The organism is Pseudonocardia sp. Ae331_Ps2, assembly GCF_001932405.1.
In the GTDB taxonomy this organism is placed as follows: domain Bacteria; phylum Actinomycetota; class Actinomycetes; order Mycobacteriales; family Pseudonocardiaceae; genus Pseudonocardia.
The window spans coordinates 3,608,377-3,628,195 of record NZ_MCIM01000001.1 but is presented as its reverse complement, the minus strand read 5'-3'; the positions used below and the strand labels follow the sequence as shown (position 1 = coordinate 3,628,195).

The following is a 19,819-nucleotide window of genomic DNA, read 5'->3' as shown; positions in this document are numbered from 1 at the left end:
GAGCTCCTCGACCTCCGCACTCTCTGCCTCGTCCGGCTCGTCGTCGTACCCGTCGTGGTCCGGCGCCTCGGTCGGCGGGACTCCCCACCGGGAGACGGCATCGTCGGCGTCGCGGACCGACGGAACCGACGGACCTGAGTGCACCGACGGACGCGGCGCGACGGCCGCCGGGGAGAAGCGGATGTCGAGCCCGACGCTCGACGGCTCGATCCGGATGCTCTGCCGCACGTCGCCCTCCCGGCCCGTCCACTCCTCGACGTACATCCGGCCGATGACAATGACGCGGTGCCCCTTCTCGAAGGTCCGTACCGCGTGCTCTGCCAGGGTCCGCCAGCACGTCACCGTGTAGTAGGTGCAGGTGACGTCGCGCCACTGCTCGGTCATCGGGTCCTTGCGTCGGTGGTTCACCGCGACCATCAGGTCCGTGACCGGGATGTTGTTCGCGGTGTAGCGCAGGACGGGGGTGCGGGTCAGGTTGCCGACGATGGTGGCGGTGTTGTCGCTCATCGGATCCTCCGGAGCTCTCGGGTGCGTTGTCCCCATGAGCTTCACCCGCCCACGCCCCGTCGACGGGGTCGCTTCGCTGTCTGTGGACAACTGCGCCCATTGGGGATGAGTGGCCATCCCATCTGGACGGAGCCACGGAGATTGTCGGGCCGCTGTGCCTGCCCTGGCCTCTCGCCTACCCCGACGTGTCCAGCGTGGTGGCCGACACTCCCGTGAGCAGCGACGACGACAGCCGCACGGAATCCTCACGTCGCGGATCTCCGATGGGCCTGGATGCACGCAGGACCCTCTGCCCAGCGGAGCGGGCACCGTCGCGCGTCCACCACCCTCATGATCCGGTCACGCCGGACGAGGGCCACTGTCCGCACAGAACTGAGATGCCGGGGGGGGGCAGCGGGGTTCCCGGTGCGATCGTCAGTAGAGCGCTGACGGGGCACGTCACGGAGATGCGCTACGACCGGCCCCGGTGGTGGCCCCGCGGTGGAGCATGCGACCACCAGGGATCGATCACCGGTTCACGGACATGGCCGGCAGCGCGGCAGGACCTACTGCGCCCACGCTGATCTCCGGACCACCGTGCCGCGACCACACTTGGCCTGGAAAGCGTGCGGGCCTGGCCGACGGCTCCTCGTGTGTCGACGACGCCGTGGGTGCCGATCTCTGAGGGCTTTGGTGGCTGGTGTTGCCGCCGGGGGTGGCTGGTGTTGCTGCCGGCGGTTGTTCTCGGCCGACTGGGTGCCTCACAAGCGAGACTCCGCCTGTGTGTGCCTTATTGGCCCTGGCGTGCTCTCTCGCCGGTGGTGGAGAGTCGCGGGCTAGCCGGTGGTGCAGGGTCACGTCTTATCGATGGTGCAGAGTCGGGTGCCGAGCAGCGTCATCGGTGGAGCAGCGTCATCGGTGGACCGGGGGTCGCCGTGGCCCCGGCCCCGGGCCGAGTCCCCGCCCACTCTCACCCCGCATCGCCCTGCCTTACCGCGCCTCATCCATCGCCGCGGGTGCGTTCGACCTCGCACACCGTCCTACGACCTCGCAGACCCTGCAGCAGATGCGAGGTCACAGAAACCTGTGCCCCGTGCCCCGCCCGGCTCACAGCCGGCGCAGAACAGAACAGAACGGGACAGAACGGGACGGGACGGGACGGGACCGACTCCACAACCGAAAGCGGGCCCAGAGCACAGGCACACAACGCCCCGCACCCCGCCGGGCGCACTGTGGGCAGCGCTGTCGTGCCCTGGCAGCCTACGGAGAGCCGACCGGAACAGAACCCAGAAAACAGGAAACGCCCCGGACAATGAAGTCCGGGGCGTTTCCTGATCATGTTGAATGTCGGCGGCGACCTACTCTCCCACACCCTGGCGAGTGCAGTACCATCGGCGCTGGAAGGCTTAGCTACCGGGTTCGGAATGGGACCGGGCGTTCCCCTACCGCAATGACCACCGACAACACTATTCAACAAACCCCCACACAAACATGGGGGGACCTACGAACACACAACCCGCACAGGGTTGTGGGCTCAGGGTCACACAGTGGATGCGAACAACTCGTTGTGGCAAGCCCTCGGCCTATTAGTACCGGTCAACTCCACCCCTCACAGGGCTTCCATCTCCGGCCTATCAACCCAGTCATCTCCTGGGAGCCTTACCCACTCAAAGGTGGTGGGAGACCTCATCTTGGAACAGGCTTCCCGCTTAGATGCCTTCAGCGGTTATCCCTCCCGAACATAGCCAACCAGCCGTGCCCCTGGCGGGACAACTGGCACACCAGAGGTTCGTCCGTCCCGGTCCTCTCGTACTAGGGACAGCCTTCCTCAAGTCTCCAACGCGCGCGGCGGATAGGGACCGAACTGTCTCACGACGTTCTAAACCCAGCTCGCGTACCGCTTTAATGGGCGAACAGCCCAACCCTTGGGACCTACTCCAGCCCCAGGATGCGACGAGCCGACATCGAGGTGCCAAACCATGCCGTCGATATGGACTCTTGGGCAAGATCAGCCTGTTATCCCCGGGGTACCTTTTATCCGTTGAGCGACACCCCTTCCACAAGGTGGTGCCGGATCACTAGTCCCGACTTTCGTCCCTGCTCGACCCGTCAGTCTCACAGTCAAGCTCCCTTGTGCACTTACACTCAACACCTGATTGCCAACCAGGCTGAGGGAACCTTTGGGCGCCTCCGTTACTCTTTGGGAGGCAACCGCCCCAGTTAAACTACCCACCAGGCACTGTCCCTGAACCAGATCATGGCCCGAGGTTAAGACACCCAATTCGACCAGAGTGGTATTTCAACAACGACTCCACCACCACTGGCGTGATAGCTTCACAGTCTCCCACCTATCCTACACAAGCCGAACCGAGCACCAATACCAAGCTATAGTAAAGGTCCCGGGGTCTTTCCGTCCTGCCGCGCGTAACGAGCATCTTTACTCGTAGTGCAATTTCGCCGAGTCTGTGGTCGAGACAGCGCCCAAGTCGTTACGCCATTCGTGCAGGTCGGAACTTACCCGACAAGGAATTTCGCTACCTTAGGATGGTTATAGTTACCACCGCCGTTTACTGGCGCTTAAATTCTCCGCTTCGCCCCACAAGGGGACTAACAGGTCCTCTTAACGTTCCAGCACCGGGCAGGCGTCAGTCCGTATACATCGTCTTGCGACTTCGCACGGACCTGTGTTTTTAGTAAACAGTCGCTTGGGCCTGGTCTCTGCGACCGGCCATCCCTAGCCCGCACGGGGCATCAAGACAACCGGCCCTCCTTCTCCCGAAGTTACGGAGGTATTTTGCCGAATTCCTTAACCACAGTTCGCTCGATCGCCTCGGTATTCTCTACCTGACCACCTGTGTCGGTTTGGGGTACGGGCCGCAACAGCACTCGCTAGAGGCTTTTCTCGACAGCATGGGATCACCCTCTTCGCCTCAATCGGCTACGCATCACCTCTCACCCTTCACGACCCCCCGGATTTACCTAGGAGATCAGGCTACAGGCTTACACCACGACAACCACCGCGTGGCGGAGCTACCCTCCTGCGTCACCCCATCACTTGCCTACTACCAGATCGGATCCCACGCTCCCCCACAAACAACACTCCCGAAGGAGCGAAGGTGGGTTCGGATGGTTAGCATCACCAGCCTCGGCATGGACGCACTATCACGAGCACGGGAATATCAACCCGTTGTCCATCGACTACGCCTGACGGCCTCGCCTTAGGTCCCGGCTCACCCTGGGCGGAACAACCTGGCCCAGGAACCCTTGGTCATCCGGCGGCAGAGATTCTCACTCTGCATTCGCTACTCATGCCTGCATTCTCACTCCCACACCCTCCACCCGTAAATCACTCCCGGGCTTCACCAGACGCAGGACGCTCCCCTACCCAACAACACCACAAAGATGTCATTGCCACGGCTTCGGCGGTGCGCTTGAGCCCCGCTACATTGTCGGCGCAGGACCACTTGACCAGTGAGCTATTACGCACTCTTTCAAGGGTGGCTGCTTCTAAGCCAACCTCCTGGTTGTCCGGGCGATCCCACATCCTTTCCCACTTAGCGCACGCTTAGGGGCCTTAGCCGGTGATCTGGGCTGTTTCCCTCTCGACCACGAAGCTTATCCCCCGCAGTCTCACTGCCGCGCTCTCACTCACCGGCATTCGGAGTTTAGCTGACTTCGGTAAGCTTGTCGGCCCCCTAGGCCATCCAGTGCTCTACCTCCGGCGAGAAACACACGACGCTGCACCTAAATGCATTTCGGGGAGAACCAGCTATCACGAAGTTTGATTGGCCTTTCACCCCTACCCACAGCTCATCCCCCAGGTTTTCAACCCTGGTGGGTTCGGGCCTCCACGACGTCTTACCGACGCTTCACCCTGGCCATGGGTAGATCACTCCGCTTCGGGTCTACACCCCGCGACTCAACCGCCCTATTCGGACTCGCTTTCGCTACGGCTACCCCACACAGGTTAACCTCGCCACGAAGCATAACTCGCAGGCTCATTCTTCAAAAGGCACGCCATCACCCCGCAAGGCTCTGACGGCTTGTAAGCACACGGTTTCAGGTACTATTTCACTCCCCTCCCGGGGTACTTTTCACCTTTCCCTCACGGTACTTGTCCGCTATCGGTCACCAGGTAGTATTTAGGCTTGACGGGTGGTCCCGCCAGATTCACAGCGAATTTCACGGGCTCGCTGCTACTCGAGAACAATGCCCACAACAGAACCAAACATTTTCGCGTACGGGGCTATCACCCACTACGGCCGACCATCCCAGAATCGTTCCGCTAACACCGGTTCATGCTGTCCCACCCTCGGCAGAAGATGAACGACACGCCTCACAACCCCGCACCCGCAACGCCTGCCGGCTTGACACGGACACGGTTTAGCCTCATCCGCTTTCGCTCGCCACTACTCACGGAATCACTATTGTTTTCTCTTCCTGTGGGTACTGAGATGTTTCACTTCCCCACGTTCCCTCCACGCACCCTATGAATTCAGGTACGGGTAACGCCCCATGACGGGCGCTGGGTTTCCCCATTCGGACACCCTCGGATCACAGCTCGGTTGACAGCTCCCCGAGGCCTATCGCGGCCTCCCACGTCCTTCATCGGCTCCTGATGCCCAGGCATCCACCATGTGCTCTTAACAACTTGACCACAACAAGATGCTCGCATCCACTATGCAACACTCAACCCACAACCACACCCAACCAAGAACAACCACCACCCACCACAAGCAGGCGTTAGGAAGCCCCCGACCAGAGCGGCCAAAGAAAACAACCCGTTCACCAGGTGTCTCCTCAGGACCCAACAGTGTGCCAAGCCAAACCGGTCCAACGAACTGCGTTCCACCCAACGCACCCAACCCACAGACGGAGCTGATGATGCGATTCAATGAAGGAACCACAGAAACCCACAGAGCAAAACCCTGCAGAGCCATGTGATGCCCCATCACATGATGGGACTCCTTAGAAAGGAGGTGATCCAGCCGCACCTTCCGGTACGGCTACCTTGTTACGACTTCGTCCCAATCGCCAGTCCCACCTTCGACAGCTCCCTCCACAAGGGTTGGGCCGCCGGCTTCGGGTGTTACCAACTTTCGTGACGTGACGGGCGGTGTGTACAAGGCCCGGGAACGTATTCACCGCAGCGTTGCTGATCTGCGATTACTAGCGACTCCAACTTCACGGGGTCGAGTTGCAGACCCCGATCCGAACTGAGACTCACTTTAAGGGATTCGCTCCACCTCACGGTCTCGCAGCCCTCTGTATGAGCCATTGTAGCATGTGTGAAGCCCTGGACATAAGGGGCATGATGACTTGACGTCATCCCCACCTTCCTCCGAGTTGACCCCGGCAGTCTCCCATGAGTCCCCACCATAACGTGCTGGCAACATGGAACAAGGGTTGCGCTCGTTGCGGGACTTAACCCAACATCTCACGACACGAGCTGACGACAGCCATGCACCACCTGCACACCAACCACAAGGGAAGCCCTATCTCTAGGGATGTCTGGTGCATGTCAAACCCAGGTAAGGTTCTTCGCGTTGCATCGAATTAATCCACATGCTCCGCCGCTTGTGCGGGCCCCCGTCAATTCCTTTGAGTTTTAGCCTTGCGGCCGTACTCCCCAGGCGGGGCGCTTAATGCGTTAGCTGCGGCACAGAAACCGTGGAATGGTCCCCACACCTAGCGCCCAACGTTTACGGCGTGGACTACCAGGGTATCTAATCCTGTTCGCTCCCCACGCTTTCGCTCCTCAGCGTCAGTATCGGCCCAGAGACCCGCCTTCGCCACCGGTGTTCCTCCTGATATCTGCGCATTTCACCGCTACACCAGGAATTCCAGTCTCCCCTGCCGAACTCAAGTGATGCCCGTATCGACCGCACGCTCAGAGTTAAGCCCCAAGTTTTCACGGCCGACGCGACACACCGCCTACGAGCTCTTTACGCCCAATAATTCCGGACAACGCTCGCACCCTACGTGTTACCGCGGCTGCTGGCACGTAGTTGGCCGGTGCTTCTTCTCCAGGTACCGTCAATCACTCTTCGTCCCTGGCGAAAGAGGTTTACAACCCGAAGGCCGTCATCCCCCACGCGGCGTCGCTGCGTCAGGCTTCCGCCCATTGCGCAATATTCCCCACTGCTGCCTCCCGTAGGAGTCTGGGCCGTGTCTCAGTCCCAGTGTGGCCGGTCGCCCTCTCAGGCCGGCTACCCGTCACCGCCTTGGTAGGCCATCACCCCACCAACAAGCTGATAGGCCGCGGGCCCATCCCCCACCGAAAAAACTTTCCACCACCAACCATGCAGCCAGTGGTCCTATCCGGTATTAGACCCAGTTTCCCAGGCTTATCCCAGAGTGGAGGGCAGGTCACCCACGTGTTACTCACCCGTTCGCCGCTCGTGCACCCCCGAAAGGGCCTTACCGCTCGACTTGCATGTGTTAAGCACGCCGCCAGCGTTCGTCCTGAGCCAGGATCAAACTCTCCAACAAAACCCTGACTTGCAACAAACAACTAGCCACAACACCCGACGGGATCGAATGCTGCAACCAAACAAACAATCTGGCACAAAACGCCAAACCGATTCAATATAGCTCGACACACTGTTGAGTTCTCAAAAGACACCCGCACCGCAATCACCCAACCCCCACACAAGGAAGCGGGATCCTGAAGACGGATCGCCTCGACCCGCCAAGACAATCACACCGAGAAACTCGGCGAACCACCGGGGGTCAGTCGTCCGCGGGGCCTGTTGACCGAACCACTCAGGGCCCGTTCTGTCCGGCTCACTCGCTGACAGGAAGAAAGTTACGCCATGCGATTCGGGCACGTCAAATCGGGGTCGGAAACACCCACTGACCTGCGCAAACCCGTCTCCGGGCCGCACGACACCGCGGTCGAGCCCGACCCTGCCGAGCGACGAACGGTCGCCCTGACGAGCTCACCTCGGATACTGGTTGACCAGCGCCGATCGCGCAAGTGGAAGCTCACGGTGGGGGTTCGAACCGGAGCTCCACCCGTCGTTCGTCCCACGCCTGCCTGCACGCCAACTGTTTTCAAGATTTTTTTCGACCGCCCGTCGCGGTGTCCGGCCGCGACGAGCGGTCGGTGGGCGGAAGGTCGTCGCCGGAGGCGACGGGCTCAGGGAGTTGATCACGATCGTCGACCGCGGGCGGCCGTTCGTCGTGGTGTCTCGTAGGCCCGGTGCATCGCCACGCGAGACTCGGCGCGTGCACTCCGACGGAGACGTCCTCCCTCCTGTCCTGCACCGGCTGCGTGCCGGCGCGGAGCTCACCGCCGCGGCCTGGTGCCGCACCCCGGGTGCGACGGGCCGGGTCCGGGCGACCGTCGTCGCCGGGCAGCTCGTGGTGGAGGCGGGCGACAGTGAGCCCCTCCGGATCACGGCGTCGCCCGTGGCGCTTCCCCTCCGGACCCGGTCGGTGGACCGGGTCGCCGTCCCGATGCTGCTCCCCCACCTGCGGGACATCGACGGTCTGTTCGCGGAGCTGCGGCGGGTCCTCGCACCGCACGGGCTCATCTCGGTCCTGGTGCCGGCGCCGCGGTCGTTCGGCTGGCACGGGTCCGCGTTGCGGAAGGCGGTCCGTGGTGCGTGGCGGCACAGGGCGGCCGTCGAGCACCCGGAGTGGCTGGCGGCCGCCGCGGACTTCGCCGTACTCGCCGACGACCGTCTCGACTTCACCCTCGACGGGGACGCAGCGTCGGTCGGCGCCGACGAACTGTGCGCGGCCGGCGTCTACCCGCCCGATCTCCCGGACCGGGCGCGTGCGGACCTCGCGGCGCACCGCACGGCGCTGCGGACGGTCCGGTTGCGGCGGGTGGTGGCCCGGCGCTGAGGATCAGTCCGCGGTGGCGATCTCGGCGACGGCCCCGGCGATCCGCAGATCCTGACCCGGGCCGCCGGCGTCGTCGACCTCCACGACGTCGGCGACGATCGCGGTGATGTTGTCGGGCCCGCCGCCCTCGTTGGCGAGCCTGATGAGCTCGTCGACGACCTGCTCCGGCTCGGCGCCGGAGGCGAGCTCGCGGTGCAGGACGTCGTCGTCGAGCACGGCGGTCACACCGTCGGAGCAGAGGAGATAGCGGTCCCCGACGAGGATGTCGACACGGTCGAGGTCCGGTTCCGGCGCGTGGTCGGTGCTCAGCGCGCGCATCAGGACGGAGCGGCGCGGGTGGTGCGCCGCCTCCTCGAGGGTGATCTGCCCCTGGTCGACGAGCTGCTGGACCATCGTGTGGTCGTGGGTGAGCCGGCTCAGCTCGCCGTCCCGCAGCAGGTAGATCCGGGAGTCCCCGATGTGGGCGAGCGCGAGCTGGTCACCGGTGAGGAGCAGCGAGACGACGGTCGTGCCCATCCCCCGCATCTCCGGCTCGTCCGCGGCGCGGCGGGCCAACCGGTCCGTGGCGTCGTTGAGCGCTTCGATCATCTCGGCCGCGAGGTCGATGTCGGTGAGGTCCTGCGGGAGTCGAGACTCCAGCTCGGTGAACACCGACACCGTCGTCGCACTCGCGATCTCGCCGTGGGCATGACCGCCCATCCCGTCGGCCACGATCAGCAGTCGGCCGGTCGTCGCTCCGGAGTCCTGGTTCGACGTCCGGCGACGGCCCACATCCGACCCGAGCGCGGATCGCAGTCCCAGCACCATGGGGACAGTATGGACGTCACGGTCCGTCAGCGTCGCAGGCGAGGCCCGTTCGGCGTGTGCTTCAACCGGTCGGATGGCGCTACGCCCTGCGCACGGGCCGGATCGGGTGGTTCGTGACGGCGGAGCCGCAGCTGTGATCGCTTGCCCTCCTCGCTACGGTGGGGGCGCACCGGACGAGGTCCGGGGCGGCCGGCCCTCGTAGCTCAGCTGGATAGAGCAAGAGCCTTCTAATCTCTAGGTCGCAGGTTCGAATCCTGCCGGGGGCACTCACCTACACACCGAGTCGGTTGCTCCCGGCACGGGTGTGCTCGTCGTCGGCGTACATCGCCTCCAGACGCGGGCACGTCACTCGGCGGGACCGCTCACCGGCCCTGCCGGTCGCGGAGAAGTGCGGCGACCTCGTCCCGCGTGTACTCATCGGGTTCGTAGCTGGTTCCCTGTTGCGTCAGGCACCGCCAGCCGTCGCTCCCGTGAACCCAGGTTGCGGTGAACCGGGTGTGCGCGGAGAGGTCCTCGCCGTCGTTGGTCACGGAGAGGGTGAAGTAGTCGCCGTCGAGCTGGGCGATCGGGCCGTTCACCCGGGCCGCGGCGCGGTGGACGATGTAGGTCGCTCCTGGTTCGAGGCTCCGGACGAGCGTCAGGTAGCCGTCACGGTCGTAGCGGCGGCCGAAGACGCTGACGTAGAGGAACGCCGGGTGCAGGTACTGCTCGAGCTGGTCGACCAGTCCCGACGAGTTGCACCGGGTCCACTGCAGGAAGCGCAGTCGTAGTGCGGTCGCGATCTCGTCGTCCCACGTCCACGCGGGCGGCGGTCGGTCGGTAGCTGGGGACATCAGGATCTCCGACTCGGGAGGGGGCCGCGGGATCCGTGCGCTGCCGGACCGACCGCAGGGACACACCCATCGTGCGAGCGACCGGAGCCACCGCCCATGCACCTGCCGGAGAAAGGAATCCGTCCGGGTTGTGCGCGGCGATGGGGCGCGGATCCGCGGAGCCACGGAGGTGCGGGCCCGCCCCCGACACACGACCGTGCCCCGCCGGACGACGACGGGGCACGGTCTCGCGCACGAGCGGCAGGTCAGCGCAGGCGCACGCTAGCGTCCGGCTCGACGGCGCGGAAGGTGAAGCTCTCCTCCAGGTAGAGGTGCACCTCGCGGGCGTCGTGGTCGGAGTAGCCGATCGCCAGGTCCTGGCCGACGTCGAGCAGGAAGTCCCCGCCGCGCTGGCTGACGACGACGGCACCGTCGAGACCGTGTGCACGCAGGATCTGCCCGCCGAGGATCCGGCTCAGGTGCTCGAACAGCGGGTAGCCGCCGTGCTCGGCGGTCTCCACGATGCGGGTGTAGCCCTCGGGCGCGATCGCCATCGCGTAGGGGCCCTCGATGCCGTTGCGGCGCAGCTGGTCCACCGCACGGGCCACGGCCCCCGGGTAGGTCTCGGGGTCGTCGCCCAGGGCCACCGTGTCGTACGGCGAGACGCCCGCGATGCCCTCGAAGCCGGCCTCGGGCCAGCCGTGGAAGATCGCGCGGTTCTCGATCGCGGCGGCCGCGCGGGCGGCGCGGGCGAGGTCGTCGAACTCCGGGTCCTTCGCACCGCGCTGCAGGTCGTCGATCTCGTCGCGGGAGACCGTGAACGGGACCCGGAACTCGGCGAACGGCTGCACCCGGCGCAGGCGGGCGGTGACGCCGTCGCCGGCGACACCGGGCGGCGGCCCGTCGAGCCGCTGCGAGCGGCCGAGGTCGACCGAGGACGTCTGCCAGCCCGCGGTCCCGGTCCAGTCCGCGAGGCGACGCCCGGCCAGCAGCGGCGTCAGGCGCTCGCGGGCCTCGTCGTCGACGGCCTTCCAGGCCGTCGTGGGGATCGGCGCCTTCTCCCGCATGAGGTGGTCGTGCACGGCCATGTCTACTTTCCCTTCAGGCTGCCGATGCCGAGCCCGTCGCGGGTCGGGTCGGACGGGTCGATCTCGGCCTGGATCGCCTCGACGTAGTTCTCGGGGTCCTTGTCGGAGTTGTCGAGGCCCGCGGTGGTGGGGTGGGCGTCGAGGAACTCCGCGAACTGCTGGCCGAGGGCGTCGCGCAGGCCGGTGGTGGCGTTCAGGCGGAAGTTGGCGAGGCCCTCGTTCTCCTCCTCGCCCATGTGCTCGTCGTTCGCACGGCGGGCCGCCCAGACCCCCTCCCACCAGTGGCCGCTGCCGACGGGGCTGCGTTCGGCCTGCGCCACACCGTCACGGATCTCGTTGTGGTCCCCGATGGCGTCGAGCGTCTCGTCCTCCGGGTCCTCCCCGTGGGCGAGCAGCTGCGGGTAGAAGATCTTCTCCTCGGCCAGGGCGTGCACGTCGAGGCGCGCGGCGAGCGGCTCCCAGAGGCGGGCGAGCTCACGGGGGTCGGCGTCGCGCGCCTGGAGCTCGTCCAGGGCTGCGAACTGTCGGCGGAACCAGGCGTGGTCGTCGAGGATCAAGGTGGTGATGTCCGGCACCCGCGCAGGCTACGACGGTCCGGGGCCGCCAGCTCGCCGGAGATCCATCGGTCGCCGGTGGTGCCGGAGGAGCAGGGCGAGGTCGTCGGCGGCCGACCGCTCGTCCGGGTGCCGGCAGGTCGCGGCGGACAACGCCCGGCGCAGCCGGGGCGGCAGCTCCCCGGGGACCCGCGGAGGCCGGTGCAGCCGGGCGACGGCGGACTCCACCGTGGTCCCCAGGTACTCCCGCTCCCCGCTGAGCGCTTCGAGCAGGACCAGGCCCAGGGCGTACACGTCCGCGGCGGGGCCGACCGTCTCACCGGCGACCTGCTCGGGCGCGAGGTAGGCCGCGGTGCCCAGGACGGCGTCGGTCCGGGTCAGCGCCGAGCAGCCCAGCACGCGGGCGACGCCGAAGTCGGTGAGACGTGCCCGGCCGGTCTCGGCGCAGAGCAGGATGTTGGCGGGCTTGACGTCGCGGTGCACCACCCCACGGGCATGCAGGTGCGCGAGGCCGGACGCGATGTCGGCACCGATCCCGGCGACCTGCTCGACCGGCAACGGACCATGGGCCAGCCGAGCCGCGAGCGTCCCGCCGACGACGAGCTCGGACACCATGAACGGGCGGCCGCGGTCGACGCCCCCGCCCAGCAGCGGCACCAGGCTCCGGTGGTCCAGGTGCGCCATGGTCCGCAGCTCGCGGCACAGCCGGTCGAGGCTGCCGTCCTCGCAGCGGTCGAGGAACAGCTTGACCGCGACCGCCCGGTCCTCGTGCGGGTCCCAGGCCCGGTAGACGGTCGCGGTCGACCCGATGCCGACATGGGTCGCGAGGATGTAGCGGCCGGCGATCACGTCGGTCTCCGGGACCGCAGAGCGCATCACTGCCATGACAGACGGTGCCGCCACCACCCGGGCCCGTGTCCAGACCGGAGCAGGTCCATCACTCTCCCGGGTTGTCCTAAACGCCCCGATGGGGCTGTTCCCGGACCGGATGCCTTGCGGGACAACACCCGGGAGACGGGGTGCCCGCCCCCGGCCGGTGTCGACCGCGGCACGCGACCGGGCGACCGTCGACGGCGGGCCGTGCCGTGCGCCGGTGCCGACCGACCGCCGTCGTGCCACCGGCCGACGACGGCGTGCGGGTCGTCGCACATCCCCGACGCGGCCGCGCGGAGGAGCGCCCGGCCTGCGACGCTCGAACCGACCGTGTCCACCGTTCGAGGGAGCCAGCAGCGTCATGGCAGTCGAGACGCCCGCCGGCCCCTCCGCGGCGACGGCCCTGCTCGACGCGGGGACCGCGCCCGGATCGGCGTTGCTCCTGCGTGCGCTGCTGGAGGCCGCGCGGCTGCGCTACGTCGGACGCCCGACCACGCTGCGCTCCCGCGGGGCCCAGGTGCGGCTGGTGCCGACGGCCGTCGCGTCGTCGGGGCTCGGTGCCCGGGCGCTGACGACCGGGCGGTTCGCCACGGTCACCCTTGCCGCACGCGACGTCGTCCGGCCCGGTCTCACGCTGCGCGGGCTCACCGTGACCGCCGCGGACGTGCGGCTGCGTCCCGGCCTCGCGCCGGAGCTGGTGACCGGCCCGGTGGAGATCGAGGCCGAGCTCGACCCGGCCTGGGTCGCCGGGCGGCTGCGGGAGCACCTCCCGCAGGTCGAGGTGGGTGTCGACGACGACGGCGTCGCCCGGGCCCGGCTGCGGCGCCGTCCCGGGCTCGGGGCCGCCGACCTCGCGGTGTCGGTGGACGGGCACACCCTGTCCTGGAAGGTCACCGGCCTGACCGTCGCCGGGCGGTGGATGGGTCCACCCCGCTCGGCGGACACCCGTCGCTCGGTGCGGGCAATGGTCGACCGCAGCCCGCTGGCGGCGATCCGCTCGGGCCGGGCCGAACTCCCCGGGCTGCCCGGCGCGCTGCGGCTGCACGGGCTGGACCTCGCCCCCGGAAGGATCCTGGTGCGCGGCACGCTCGACAAGTGGCGCCGCAGCGTCCCGGTCGCGCGGATCGACGACGTGCTGCGCGGCGCGCTGTCCCTGCTGGACCTGAGCCGCTGACCCGGAACAGCTGCCCGTGCCCGCCCGTGCCCGAGCCGCCTGCACGTCGATCAGTACCTGAGCGTCGTCGTCCGACCGCGGGACAGCACTGAGGTACTGATCGACGCGCAGGGCGGGCGGTCAGCTCCGGCGGAGCCGCCGGGTGATGGCGCCCAGGCGCGAGGTCGGGCGGCGCGACGGGAGCAGGCCGGCAACGGCATCGTCGAGCAGGGAACCGATCGTCTCGGCCGCGCAGGTGCGGTTGGTGCCGATCCCTCCGGACGGGCCCCGCTTGATCCAGCCGACGACGTAGTGGCCGGGACGGCCCTCGACGCGGCCGGCGTCGTGCGGGACGAGGCCACGGTCGTCGTCGAAGGGCAGGCCGGCGACGGGACGGCCGCGGTGCCCCACGGCGCGCACGACCAGACCGGCCGGGATGTCGGTCCCGTCCGCGGTGTGCACCCCCTGGGCCCGGACGGTGCCGTCGATCCGCTCGGGCGCCGAGTGGAACCGGAACACCACCCGTGGGCGCTCGGCCGGCACCGACCAGTCGATCTTCTCCCGGCGGGCGCCGCGCAGCAGCGCGTGCGACGGGGACGCGGCGGGGCCATCGAGGGACTCGGCGATGCGCGGGTCGTGCTCGTCGACCACGACCTCGACGCCGCTGCGGCCGAGCAGCTCGCGCAGCTCCGGTGCGGTCGCGGCGACGGCCTCGGGGCCACGGCGGGCGAGCAGCACGACCTCGGTGATCGCACCGGTGCGCAGCGCGGCGAGCGCGGCCGGGTCGATCGGCGTGCCCTCCAGATCGGCGGCCGACGCGGTGAGGACCCGGGCGACGTCGATCGCGACGTTGCCGGTGCCGACCACGACGACACGCTCCACGGAGGTGTCGACGGCGTCGCGCGGCACGTCGGGGTGGCCGTTGTACCAGCCCACGACGGTGTCGGCGGCGATGCTGCCGGGCAACCCCTCCCCCGGCAGGCCCAGGTCGCGCGGCGCGGGCGCGCCCACGGCCCAGACCACCGCGTCGTGCCGGGCGGCCAGCTCGTCGGCCGAGACGTCCCGGCCGACCTCGGTGCCCAGCCGCATCCGCACCCGCGGGTGGGAGTGGAACCGGGCGAAGGACTCCCCGATCCCCTTCGTCGACGGGTGGTCGGGCGCGACCCCGAACCGCACCAGCCCGCCCGCGACGTCGAGCCGGTCGTAGAGCGTGACCGTCGACGAGGTGTGCAGCAGCAGGTCCTGTGCGGCGTACATCCCCGCGGGCCCGGTCCCGACGACGGCGACGTCGAGCGGGGCCATGTCCGCGGGCAGCGACCGCGTGAACTTCAGCGGGTACCACTCGTGGAACAGCGGGGAGTCGCCCTCCAGCTTCCCGGCGACCGGCTTGCCCTCGAAGTAGTCCGCGTTGACCTCGGCGTACCCGGCGAGCGATGCGCTCAGCCGCTCCACCGGGAAGATCGCGTCCACCGGGCAGGCGTCGGCGCAGGCCCCGCAGTCGATGCACGCCCGCGGGTCGATGTAGAGCATGTCGGTCGTGGCGAAGTCGGCCTCGTCCGGCGTGGGGTGGATGCAGTTGACCGGGCAGGCGGCGACGCACGACGCGTCGGTGCAGCAGGTCTGGGTGATCGCGAAGGGCACGGCCGGCTCCGGATCAGATCAGGTTGGCGCGACGGTAGAGGGCCAGCGCCGGCTTGGTGAGCAGGCCGCAGGAGGACAGGAACTCCATGAGCCCGGCGCAGGAGGACCGCAGCAGTGCCTTGTGGTGCTCGTTGTTCCGCGCCTCGCGCAGCGCGCGCTTCCGGCCGAGGCCCGCGTTCTCGTACAGGTCCTCGTTCCACATGGCGGTGACGATCTCGTAGGCGGCCAGGGCCACGAACAGGGCCTGGACCTGGCGGCGCAGCGGGCCCGCCCCGCGGAGACGGTCACGCGTCTCCTCGCGGGCGAACTTCATGTGCCGCGACTCCTCGACCACGTGGATGTTGTTGATCGTCCGGACGAACGGGACGACGCGCTCGTCGCGCATCCAGTCCCGCTGCATCACGTCGAGGACCTCCTCGGCGACGAGGATGGAGGCGTAGGCGGCCTCACCGGAGTAGACGGCCGCGCAGAGCCGGCCCATCGCGACGACACGCTTCTTCGGGATGTAGGCCGGGGCGCCGAGCTTGGCCGAACCGCGGGCGAACATGATCGAGTGGCGGCACTCGTCGGCGATCTCGGTCAGCGCCCACTGGAACGCCGGGTCGGTCGGGTCCTTCGCGTAGAAGTCCCGCAGGATCAGCTGCTGCAGGATCATCTCGAACCAGATGCCGGTCGAGGCGACCGACGCCGATTCCTGGCGGGTCAGCTCCTTGCGCTGCTCCTCGGTCAGCTCGGCCCAGTAGGCGGTGCCGTAGAGGCTGCTCCACTCCGGGCTCATGCCGTGGTAGTCGCGGTCCAGCGGCGTGTCCCAGTCGACCTGGGTGGCCGGGTCGAACGAGAGCTCCTCGGAGGACCGCAGGAGGCGCTCGGCGGTGTCGTGCCGATCCTCCGCGTGCCGGTCGTTCCCGGCCTCGAGCCCGTGCTCCGGAACGGTGGCGGTCATGTCGACTCCTCGCAGACAACGACGTCAATGCTGTAACCACCGGTAACGTTACCACCGGTTACACGTGACGCAAGCCCCCCGAGCGCACGGCGGCCCGATCACCGGCCGACGACACCGGTGCGGGTGACGCACCGCCCACCCGGGAGGGTTATCGTTGCGATGCGCAACTAACTGGGAGGTCGCGACGTGACACCGGAACGGGACGGACCTGCGGTCGTCGGCACCGTGCGGGGGCGGTCCGGCACCCCCGTGCCGGGCGCGACCGTCACCGTCACCGACCTCGACGGCCGCCAGCACGGGCGGACCGCCAGCGGCGACGACGGCACCTACGCCGTGCCCCTGGGCACCGGCGGGACGTACCTGGTGGTGACCCGCACCGACGGCGCCGGGCCCGACGCCGGGCTGGTCGCCGTCGGCGCGTCCCCCGCCCGGCACGACGTGACCGTCGCCGGCGGCGGCACGGTGCGGGGCACCCTGACCGACGCGACGGGCCACCCGGTCGGTGCCGCCGCCGTCACACTGATCGACACCGCGGGCGAGGTCGTCGCGCACACGCCGACCGACCCGGCCGGCCGGTTCCTGGTCGAGACCCCCGGCACCGGCCCGCACACCCTCACCGCGACCGCACCCGGGCACGGGCCGCTGGCCCGCACCGTCGACGCCGACCCGGCCGCGCCGCCGGTGGAGCTGCGCTTCCCCGCCCTGGCCGGGATCGCCGGCGTCGCCCGCAGCGGCGACGGCCGCCCGGTGCCCGGGGCTCGGATCGTGATCGGCGACAGCGACGGCCGCACCGTCGCCGAGACCACCACCGGCCGGGACGGCAGCTACGAGCTGCACGGGCTCCCGCCCGGACGGCACGAGCTGACCGCGAGCGGCTGGGCGCCGGTCGTCGTCGCGGTGCAGGTGGCACGGGGGGCGACCACGCCGGTCGAGGTGCGCTTCGGCGCCCCGGACCCGACCGACGACGACCGGATCGGCGGCCCGACGCGGACGGAGCACGGACATGGCTGAGCTCTACGGACGGCTGAGCACCCCCGACGGCTGGCCGGTGACCGGCGCGACGGTCACCGTCATGGACGCCACCGGCGTGCAGCGGGGCCGGGCGGCCAGCCGGGCCGACGGCGGGTTCGCGGTGGCGGAGCTGGCGCCGGGGCCGCACACGGTCGTCGTCGCCGCGGCGGGGTACGAGCCCTCCGCGCGGGCGGTCTCCCTCGCCGGGGACGGCGTCGACCTGGGCCGCGTCGAGCTCGCCAGGGCCGGCGGCGCGGTGCTGCCCACCCCGGGGCTGTGGCGGATCGACCCGCAGCACTCCAGCATCCGGGCCACCGCGCTGCACCTGGGTATGAGCCGCATCCACGGCAGGCTGCGCCGGTTCTCCGGCGACCTGCGGGTGGCCGACCCGTTCGAGGCCAGCTCGGTCAGTGTGTCGATCGACGCGGGATCGGTGGACTCCGACGACCCCGACCGCGACTCCCACCTGCGGACCGCGGACTTCCTCGACGTCGAGACCCACCCGGCCATCGGCTACGAGGGCGACGGCCTGACCCGGGTCGACGCCACCCGCTGGACGGTGCACGGGATGCTCTCGCTCAAGGGCGTCAAGGCGCCGGTCGACCTGCACATGACCTACGGCGGCACCGGCCCCGACCTGTGGGGCGGCACCCGGGCGGCGTTCACCGCCACCACCGAGATCTCCCGCGACGAGTTCGCGATCGACTGGAACCAGTCGGTGCTGGCCGGCGTGCTCGCCGTCGGGCGGACGCTGCGGATCGACCTCGACGTGCAGGCCGTCCTGCAGGAGGCTCCGCACGCGTGATCGCCCCGCCCGGGAGATCCCGGACGGGGCGATCCCGGCCCGCCTGCCCCGTGCGAGCCGGTTGCACCCCGGGCGGCCCTGTGCACGACCGTCCGGGGCGGACCGGTCAGCTCAGGCCGTCGAGCGCCCCGAACACGGGCGCGGTCAGGTCGACCGGGGTCAGCAGGTCCTTCGGCAGCGGCGCCGCCGGGACGTCCTTGAGCAGGTACACGGGGGTGTTCCCACCCGGCCGGTCACCGGCGGACGGGTTCAGCTCGGCCGAGTCGCTCGGGGTCGCCTCGCCGTCGTAGTGCCAGACGGTGCCGTCGTAGTGGGCGTCTCCGTGGCCGTGGCGCTGGTGGCCCTCGTCGGCGTGCGCGAGCCCGCCGGCCAGGGTGGCCAGCGCCCCGGCGCCGGCGACGGCGGCCAGTGCGCGGGCGGTGGTGCGTGCGGTCATGGTGTGAACCTCTCTGGTGGGGGGAGCGTCCGGCCTGCTCAGCAGAGCGAGTCGACCGGCTTGGGGTTGGTCAGGCCGAACAGCGGCCGAAGCCGCAGCCCGACCCAGGTGCCGCCGAGTGCGACGACGGCCCAGATCCAGCCGTGCAGGCTGAACGAGGCGATGCCGGAGAAGTAGGCACCGATGTTGCAGCCGCCCGCGAGGCGCGCGCCGTAGCCCATCGCGATGCCGCCGAGGACGGCGCCGAGGCCGAGCTTCCAGGGGATGCGCTTGTGCAGCACGAACGCGCCGCCCACCGCGGAGGCCACCAGCGCGCCGATCATGATGCCGACGTCGAGGTTGGAGATGCGGTCGGCGAGCACCGGCGCGGCCAGCGACCGGGCGTTCGCCGGGACCTGCCAGTAGGCCAGCCCCGCCATGTCGAACCCGACCGCCTGCAGGACCTTCGAGCCCCACAGCGCGAACGCCGAGGTCACACCCCACGGGGCGGCGGAGACGAACAGGACGGCCGCGTTGAGCACCGCGAGCACGAGCGCGCCGACCCACATCGGCCACGAGCCGCGCAGCACGCGTGCCGCACCGCGGGCCGACGGCGGCCGCTCGACCGGGGGCGGGGTGCGGCGCCGGGCGACGACCCAGGTCACCACGGTGATCCCCGCCGTGACCAGCAGCGTCACCGCGACCGCACCCGGGTAGCCGAGCAGCTGGGCCAGGTTGATGCTCGGACCCTGCGGGACGGTCTGCGTCCAGAAGGTGTGGGTGAACACCGCGAACATCGACCCGACGATGAACCCGAACAACGTCAGCACGATCGCGGACTGCCCGCTGCCGACGGCGAACAGCGTCCCCGACGCGCACGACCCGCCGACCTGCATGCCGACGCCGAACAGGAAGGCGCCGACGACGAGCCCGATGCCGATCGGGTTGGTGAAGCCCCGCGGGTCCCCGGCGAGCGCGAACCCGGACGAGAGGATCACCGCGAACAGCACCGACGCCGTCGCCAGCATGAGCATGTGCGCGCGGATCGCGGCGCCCTGCCCGACGGCGACGAGCTGCCGCCAGCCGGAGGTGAAGCCGAACCGGGAGTGGAACAGCGTGAAGCCCAGGGCCAGGCCGAGCGCGGCGGTGCCCACCATCGTCGCTGGGGCGACGGCGCCCACCCCGACGAGGAACAGCACCGCCAGGACCAGGCCGACCGCGACCACCGGCCACTGCGGCGGGGCGGCCTCGCGGTCCTGCGGGCCGTAGGCGGTGCGCCCGGAGGCGGGCAGCTCGCGCAGGGCACGGACCAGGGAGCCCGGCGACCGGCCGGGCGGATCCTTCGTGATCGACACGGGAGTCTCCTCGTGGGTGGCG

At 69.0% G+C, this 19,819-nt stretch carries 13 protein-coding genes, 1 tRNA gene, 3 rRNA genes, 1 pseudogene and 1 other annotated feature (1 of these 19 cut by a window edge); of the genes and pseudogenes, 5 read left to right on the top strand and 13 right to left on the bottom strand.

Annotation, left to right across the window (positions count from 1 at the left end):
* Positions 1–51, bottom strand: a sequence feature (23S ribosomal RNA rRNA prediction is too short); it reaches 474 nt to the left of the window's first position.
* Positions 52–204: 153 nt separating this feature from the next.
* The 4 genes and pseudogenes from Ae331Ps2_RS34285 to Ae331Ps2_RS17445 form a co-directional block, all read right to left on the bottom strand.
* Positions 205–507: pseudogene (locus tag Ae331Ps2_RS34285) on the bottom strand (single-stranded DNA-binding protein); the annotation flags it as partial.
* 1,324 nt (positions 508–1,831) lie between these two features.
* Positions 1,832–1,948 (bottom strand): 5S ribosomal RNA (gene rrf, locus Ae331Ps2_RS17455).
* 104 nt (positions 1,949–2,052) lie between these two features.
* Positions 2,053–5,143 (bottom strand): 23S ribosomal RNA (locus Ae331Ps2_RS17450).
* A 315-nt stretch (positions 5,144–5,458) separates the two neighbouring features.
* Positions 5,459–6,978: ribosomal RNA gene (locus Ae331Ps2_RS17445) — 16S ribosomal RNA — on the bottom strand.
* Together the 16S, 23S and 5S rRNA genes form the textbook arrangement of a ribosomal RNA operon.
* Before the next feature lie 738 nt (positions 6,979–7,716).
* Between Ae331Ps2_RS17445 and Ae331Ps2_RS17440 the strand changes: the two genes are divergently transcribed.
* A complete protein-coding gene (locus Ae331Ps2_RS17440) occupies positions 7,717–8,340 on the top strand; it encodes a methyltransferase domain-containing protein (protein WP_075307702.1) in 624 nt (207 codons plus the stop codon).
* Positions 8,341–8,343: 3 nt separating this feature from the next.
* Here Ae331Ps2_RS17440 and Ae331Ps2_RS17435 read toward each other — a convergent pair whose 3' ends face one another.
* Positions 8,344–9,147 (bottom strand): PP2C family serine/threonine-protein phosphatase, encoded by an 804-nt coding sequence (locus Ae331Ps2_RS17435; RefSeq protein ID WP_075307704.1) that lies wholly within the window; start codon positions 9,145–9,147, stop codon positions 8,344–8,346.
* A 192-nt stretch (positions 9,148–9,339) separates the two neighbouring features.
* Here Ae331Ps2_RS17435 and Ae331Ps2_RS17430 point away from each other — a divergent pair.
* Positions 9,340–9,413 (top strand) — tRNA-Arg (locus tag Ae331Ps2_RS17430).
* Between the two features lie 96 nt (positions 9,414–9,509).
* Here the strand turns inward: Ae331Ps2_RS17430 and Ae331Ps2_RS17425 are convergent.
* The 4 genes from Ae331Ps2_RS17425 to Ae331Ps2_RS17410 all read right to left on the bottom strand — a co-directional run bounded on the left by Ae331Ps2_RS17425 (position 9,510) and on the right by Ae331Ps2_RS17410 (position 12,477).
* Positions 9,510–9,980 (bottom strand): nuclear transport factor 2 family protein, encoded by a 471-nt coding sequence (locus tag Ae331Ps2_RS17425; protein ID WP_075307706.1) that lies wholly within the window; start codon positions 9,978–9,980, stop codon positions 9,510–9,512.
* A gap of 245 nt (positions 9,981–10,225) precedes the next feature.
* A complete protein-coding gene (locus Ae331Ps2_RS17420) occupies positions 10,226–11,047 on the bottom strand; it encodes a family 1 encapsulin nanocompartment shell protein (protein ID WP_060711063.1) in 822 nt (273 codons plus the stop codon).
* A gap of 2 nt (positions 11,048–11,049) precedes the next feature.
* Positions 11,050–11,622, bottom strand: coding sequence for a hemerythrin domain-containing protein (locus Ae331Ps2_RS17415; RefSeq protein WP_075307708.1), 573 nt, complete (start codon positions 11,620–11,622; stop codon positions 11,050–11,052).
* 9 nt (positions 11,623–11,631) lie between these two features.
* Positions 11,632–12,477 (bottom strand): serine/threonine-protein kinase, encoded by an 846-nt coding sequence (locus Ae331Ps2_RS17410; RefSeq protein ID WP_075307710.1) that lies wholly within the window; start codon positions 12,475–12,477, stop codon positions 11,632–11,634.
* A gap of 358 nt (positions 12,478–12,835) precedes the next feature.
* Here Ae331Ps2_RS17410 and Ae331Ps2_RS17405 point away from each other — a divergent pair, with 358 nt between their 5' ends.
* Positions 12,836–13,648 carry an LmeA family phospholipid-binding protein gene (locus tag Ae331Ps2_RS17405; protein ID WP_075329755.1) on the top strand — a complete coding sequence of 271 codons (813 nt, stop codon included), beginning with the start codon at positions 12,836–12,838 and terminating at the stop codon, positions 13,646–13,648.
* Positions 13,649–13,768: 120 nt separating this feature from the next.
* On the opposite strand, the gene Ae331Ps2_RS17400 is transcribed toward Ae331Ps2_RS17405, so the two are convergent.
* Both Ae331Ps2_RS17400 and Ae331Ps2_RS17395 read right to left on the bottom strand, forming a co-directional pair.
* Complete coding sequence (locus Ae331Ps2_RS17400) at positions 13,769–15,268, bottom strand: FAD-dependent oxidoreductase (RefSeq protein WP_075307714.1); 1,500 nt, start codon at positions 15,266–15,268, stop codon at positions 13,769–13,771.
* A 13-nt stretch (positions 15,269–15,281) separates the two neighbouring features.
* Complete coding sequence (locus Ae331Ps2_RS17395) at positions 15,282–16,211, bottom strand: diiron oxygenase (RefSeq protein WP_075307716.1); 930 nt, start codon at positions 16,209–16,211, stop codon at positions 15,282–15,284.
* A gap of 186 nt (positions 16,212–16,397) precedes the next feature.
* Between Ae331Ps2_RS17395 and Ae331Ps2_RS17390 the strand changes: the two genes are divergently transcribed.
* The gene (locus Ae331Ps2_RS17390; protein ID WP_075307718.1) at positions 16,398–17,222 is read left to right on the top strand and encodes a collagen binding domain-containing protein; all 825 of its coding nucleotides are present in this window, start codon (positions 16,398–16,400) and stop codon (positions 17,220–17,222) included.
* A complete protein-coding gene (locus Ae331Ps2_RS17385; RefSeq protein WP_020627540.1) occupies positions 17,215–18,027 on the top strand; it encodes a YceI family protein in 813 nt (270 codons plus the stop codon). The genes Ae331Ps2_RS17390 and Ae331Ps2_RS17385 overlap by 8 nt, the downstream gene beginning before the upstream one ends.
* Positions 18,028–18,133: 106 nt before the next feature.
* On the opposite strand, the gene Ae331Ps2_RS17380 is transcribed toward Ae331Ps2_RS17385, so the two are convergent.
* Positions 18,134–18,463, bottom strand: a complete 330-nt coding sequence (locus Ae331Ps2_RS17380) for a hypothetical protein (RefSeq protein ID WP_020627541.1) — start codon at positions 18,461–18,463, stop codon at positions 18,134–18,136.
* A 38-nt stretch (positions 18,464–18,501) separates the two neighbouring features.
* Positions 18,502–19,797: a YeeE/YedE family protein gene (locus tag Ae331Ps2_RS17375; RefSeq protein WP_083696293.1), complete on the bottom strand. Its 1,296-nt coding sequence runs from the start codon at positions 19,795–19,797 to the stop codon at positions 18,502–18,504.
* Positions 19,798–19,819 lie beyond the last annotated feature (22 nt).

What these genes read in the sequence shown, in the direction of transcription:
- Ae331Ps2_RS17435 (WP_075307704.1), bottom strand. Translation starts at nt 9,147, where the DNA reads ATGGTGCTGGGACTGCGATCCGCGCTCGGGTCGGATGTGGGCCGTCGC.
- Ae331Ps2_RS17425 (WP_075307706.1), bottom strand. Translation starts at nt 9,980, where the DNA reads ATGTCCCCAGCTACCGACCGACCGCCGCCCGCGTGGACGTGGGACGAC.
- Ae331Ps2_RS17420 (WP_060711063.1), bottom strand. Translation starts at nt 11,047, where the DNA reads ATGGCCGTGCACGACCACCTCATGCGGGAGAAGGCGCCGATCCCCACG.
- Ae331Ps2_RS17410 (WP_075307710.1), bottom strand. Translation starts at nt 12,477, where the DNA reads ATGCGCTCTGCGGTCCCGGAGACCGACGTGATCGCCGGCCGCTACATC.
- Ae331Ps2_RS17405 (WP_075329755.1), top strand. Translation starts at nt 12,836, where the DNA reads ATGGCAGTCGAGACGCCCGCCGGCCCCTCCGCGGCGACGGCCCTGCTC.
- Ae331Ps2_RS17395 (WP_075307716.1), bottom strand. Translation starts at nt 16,211, where the DNA reads ATGACCGCCACCGTTCCGGAGCACGGGCTCGAGGCCGGGAACGACCGG.
- Ae331Ps2_RS17385 (WP_020627540.1), top strand. Translation starts at nt 17,215, where the DNA reads ATGGCTGAGCTCTACGGACGGCTGAGCACCCCCGACGGCTGGCCGGTG.
- Ae331Ps2_RS17380 (WP_020627541.1), bottom strand. Translation starts at nt 18,463, where the DNA reads ATGACCGCACGCACCACCGCCCGCGCACTGGCCGCCGTCGCCGGCGCC.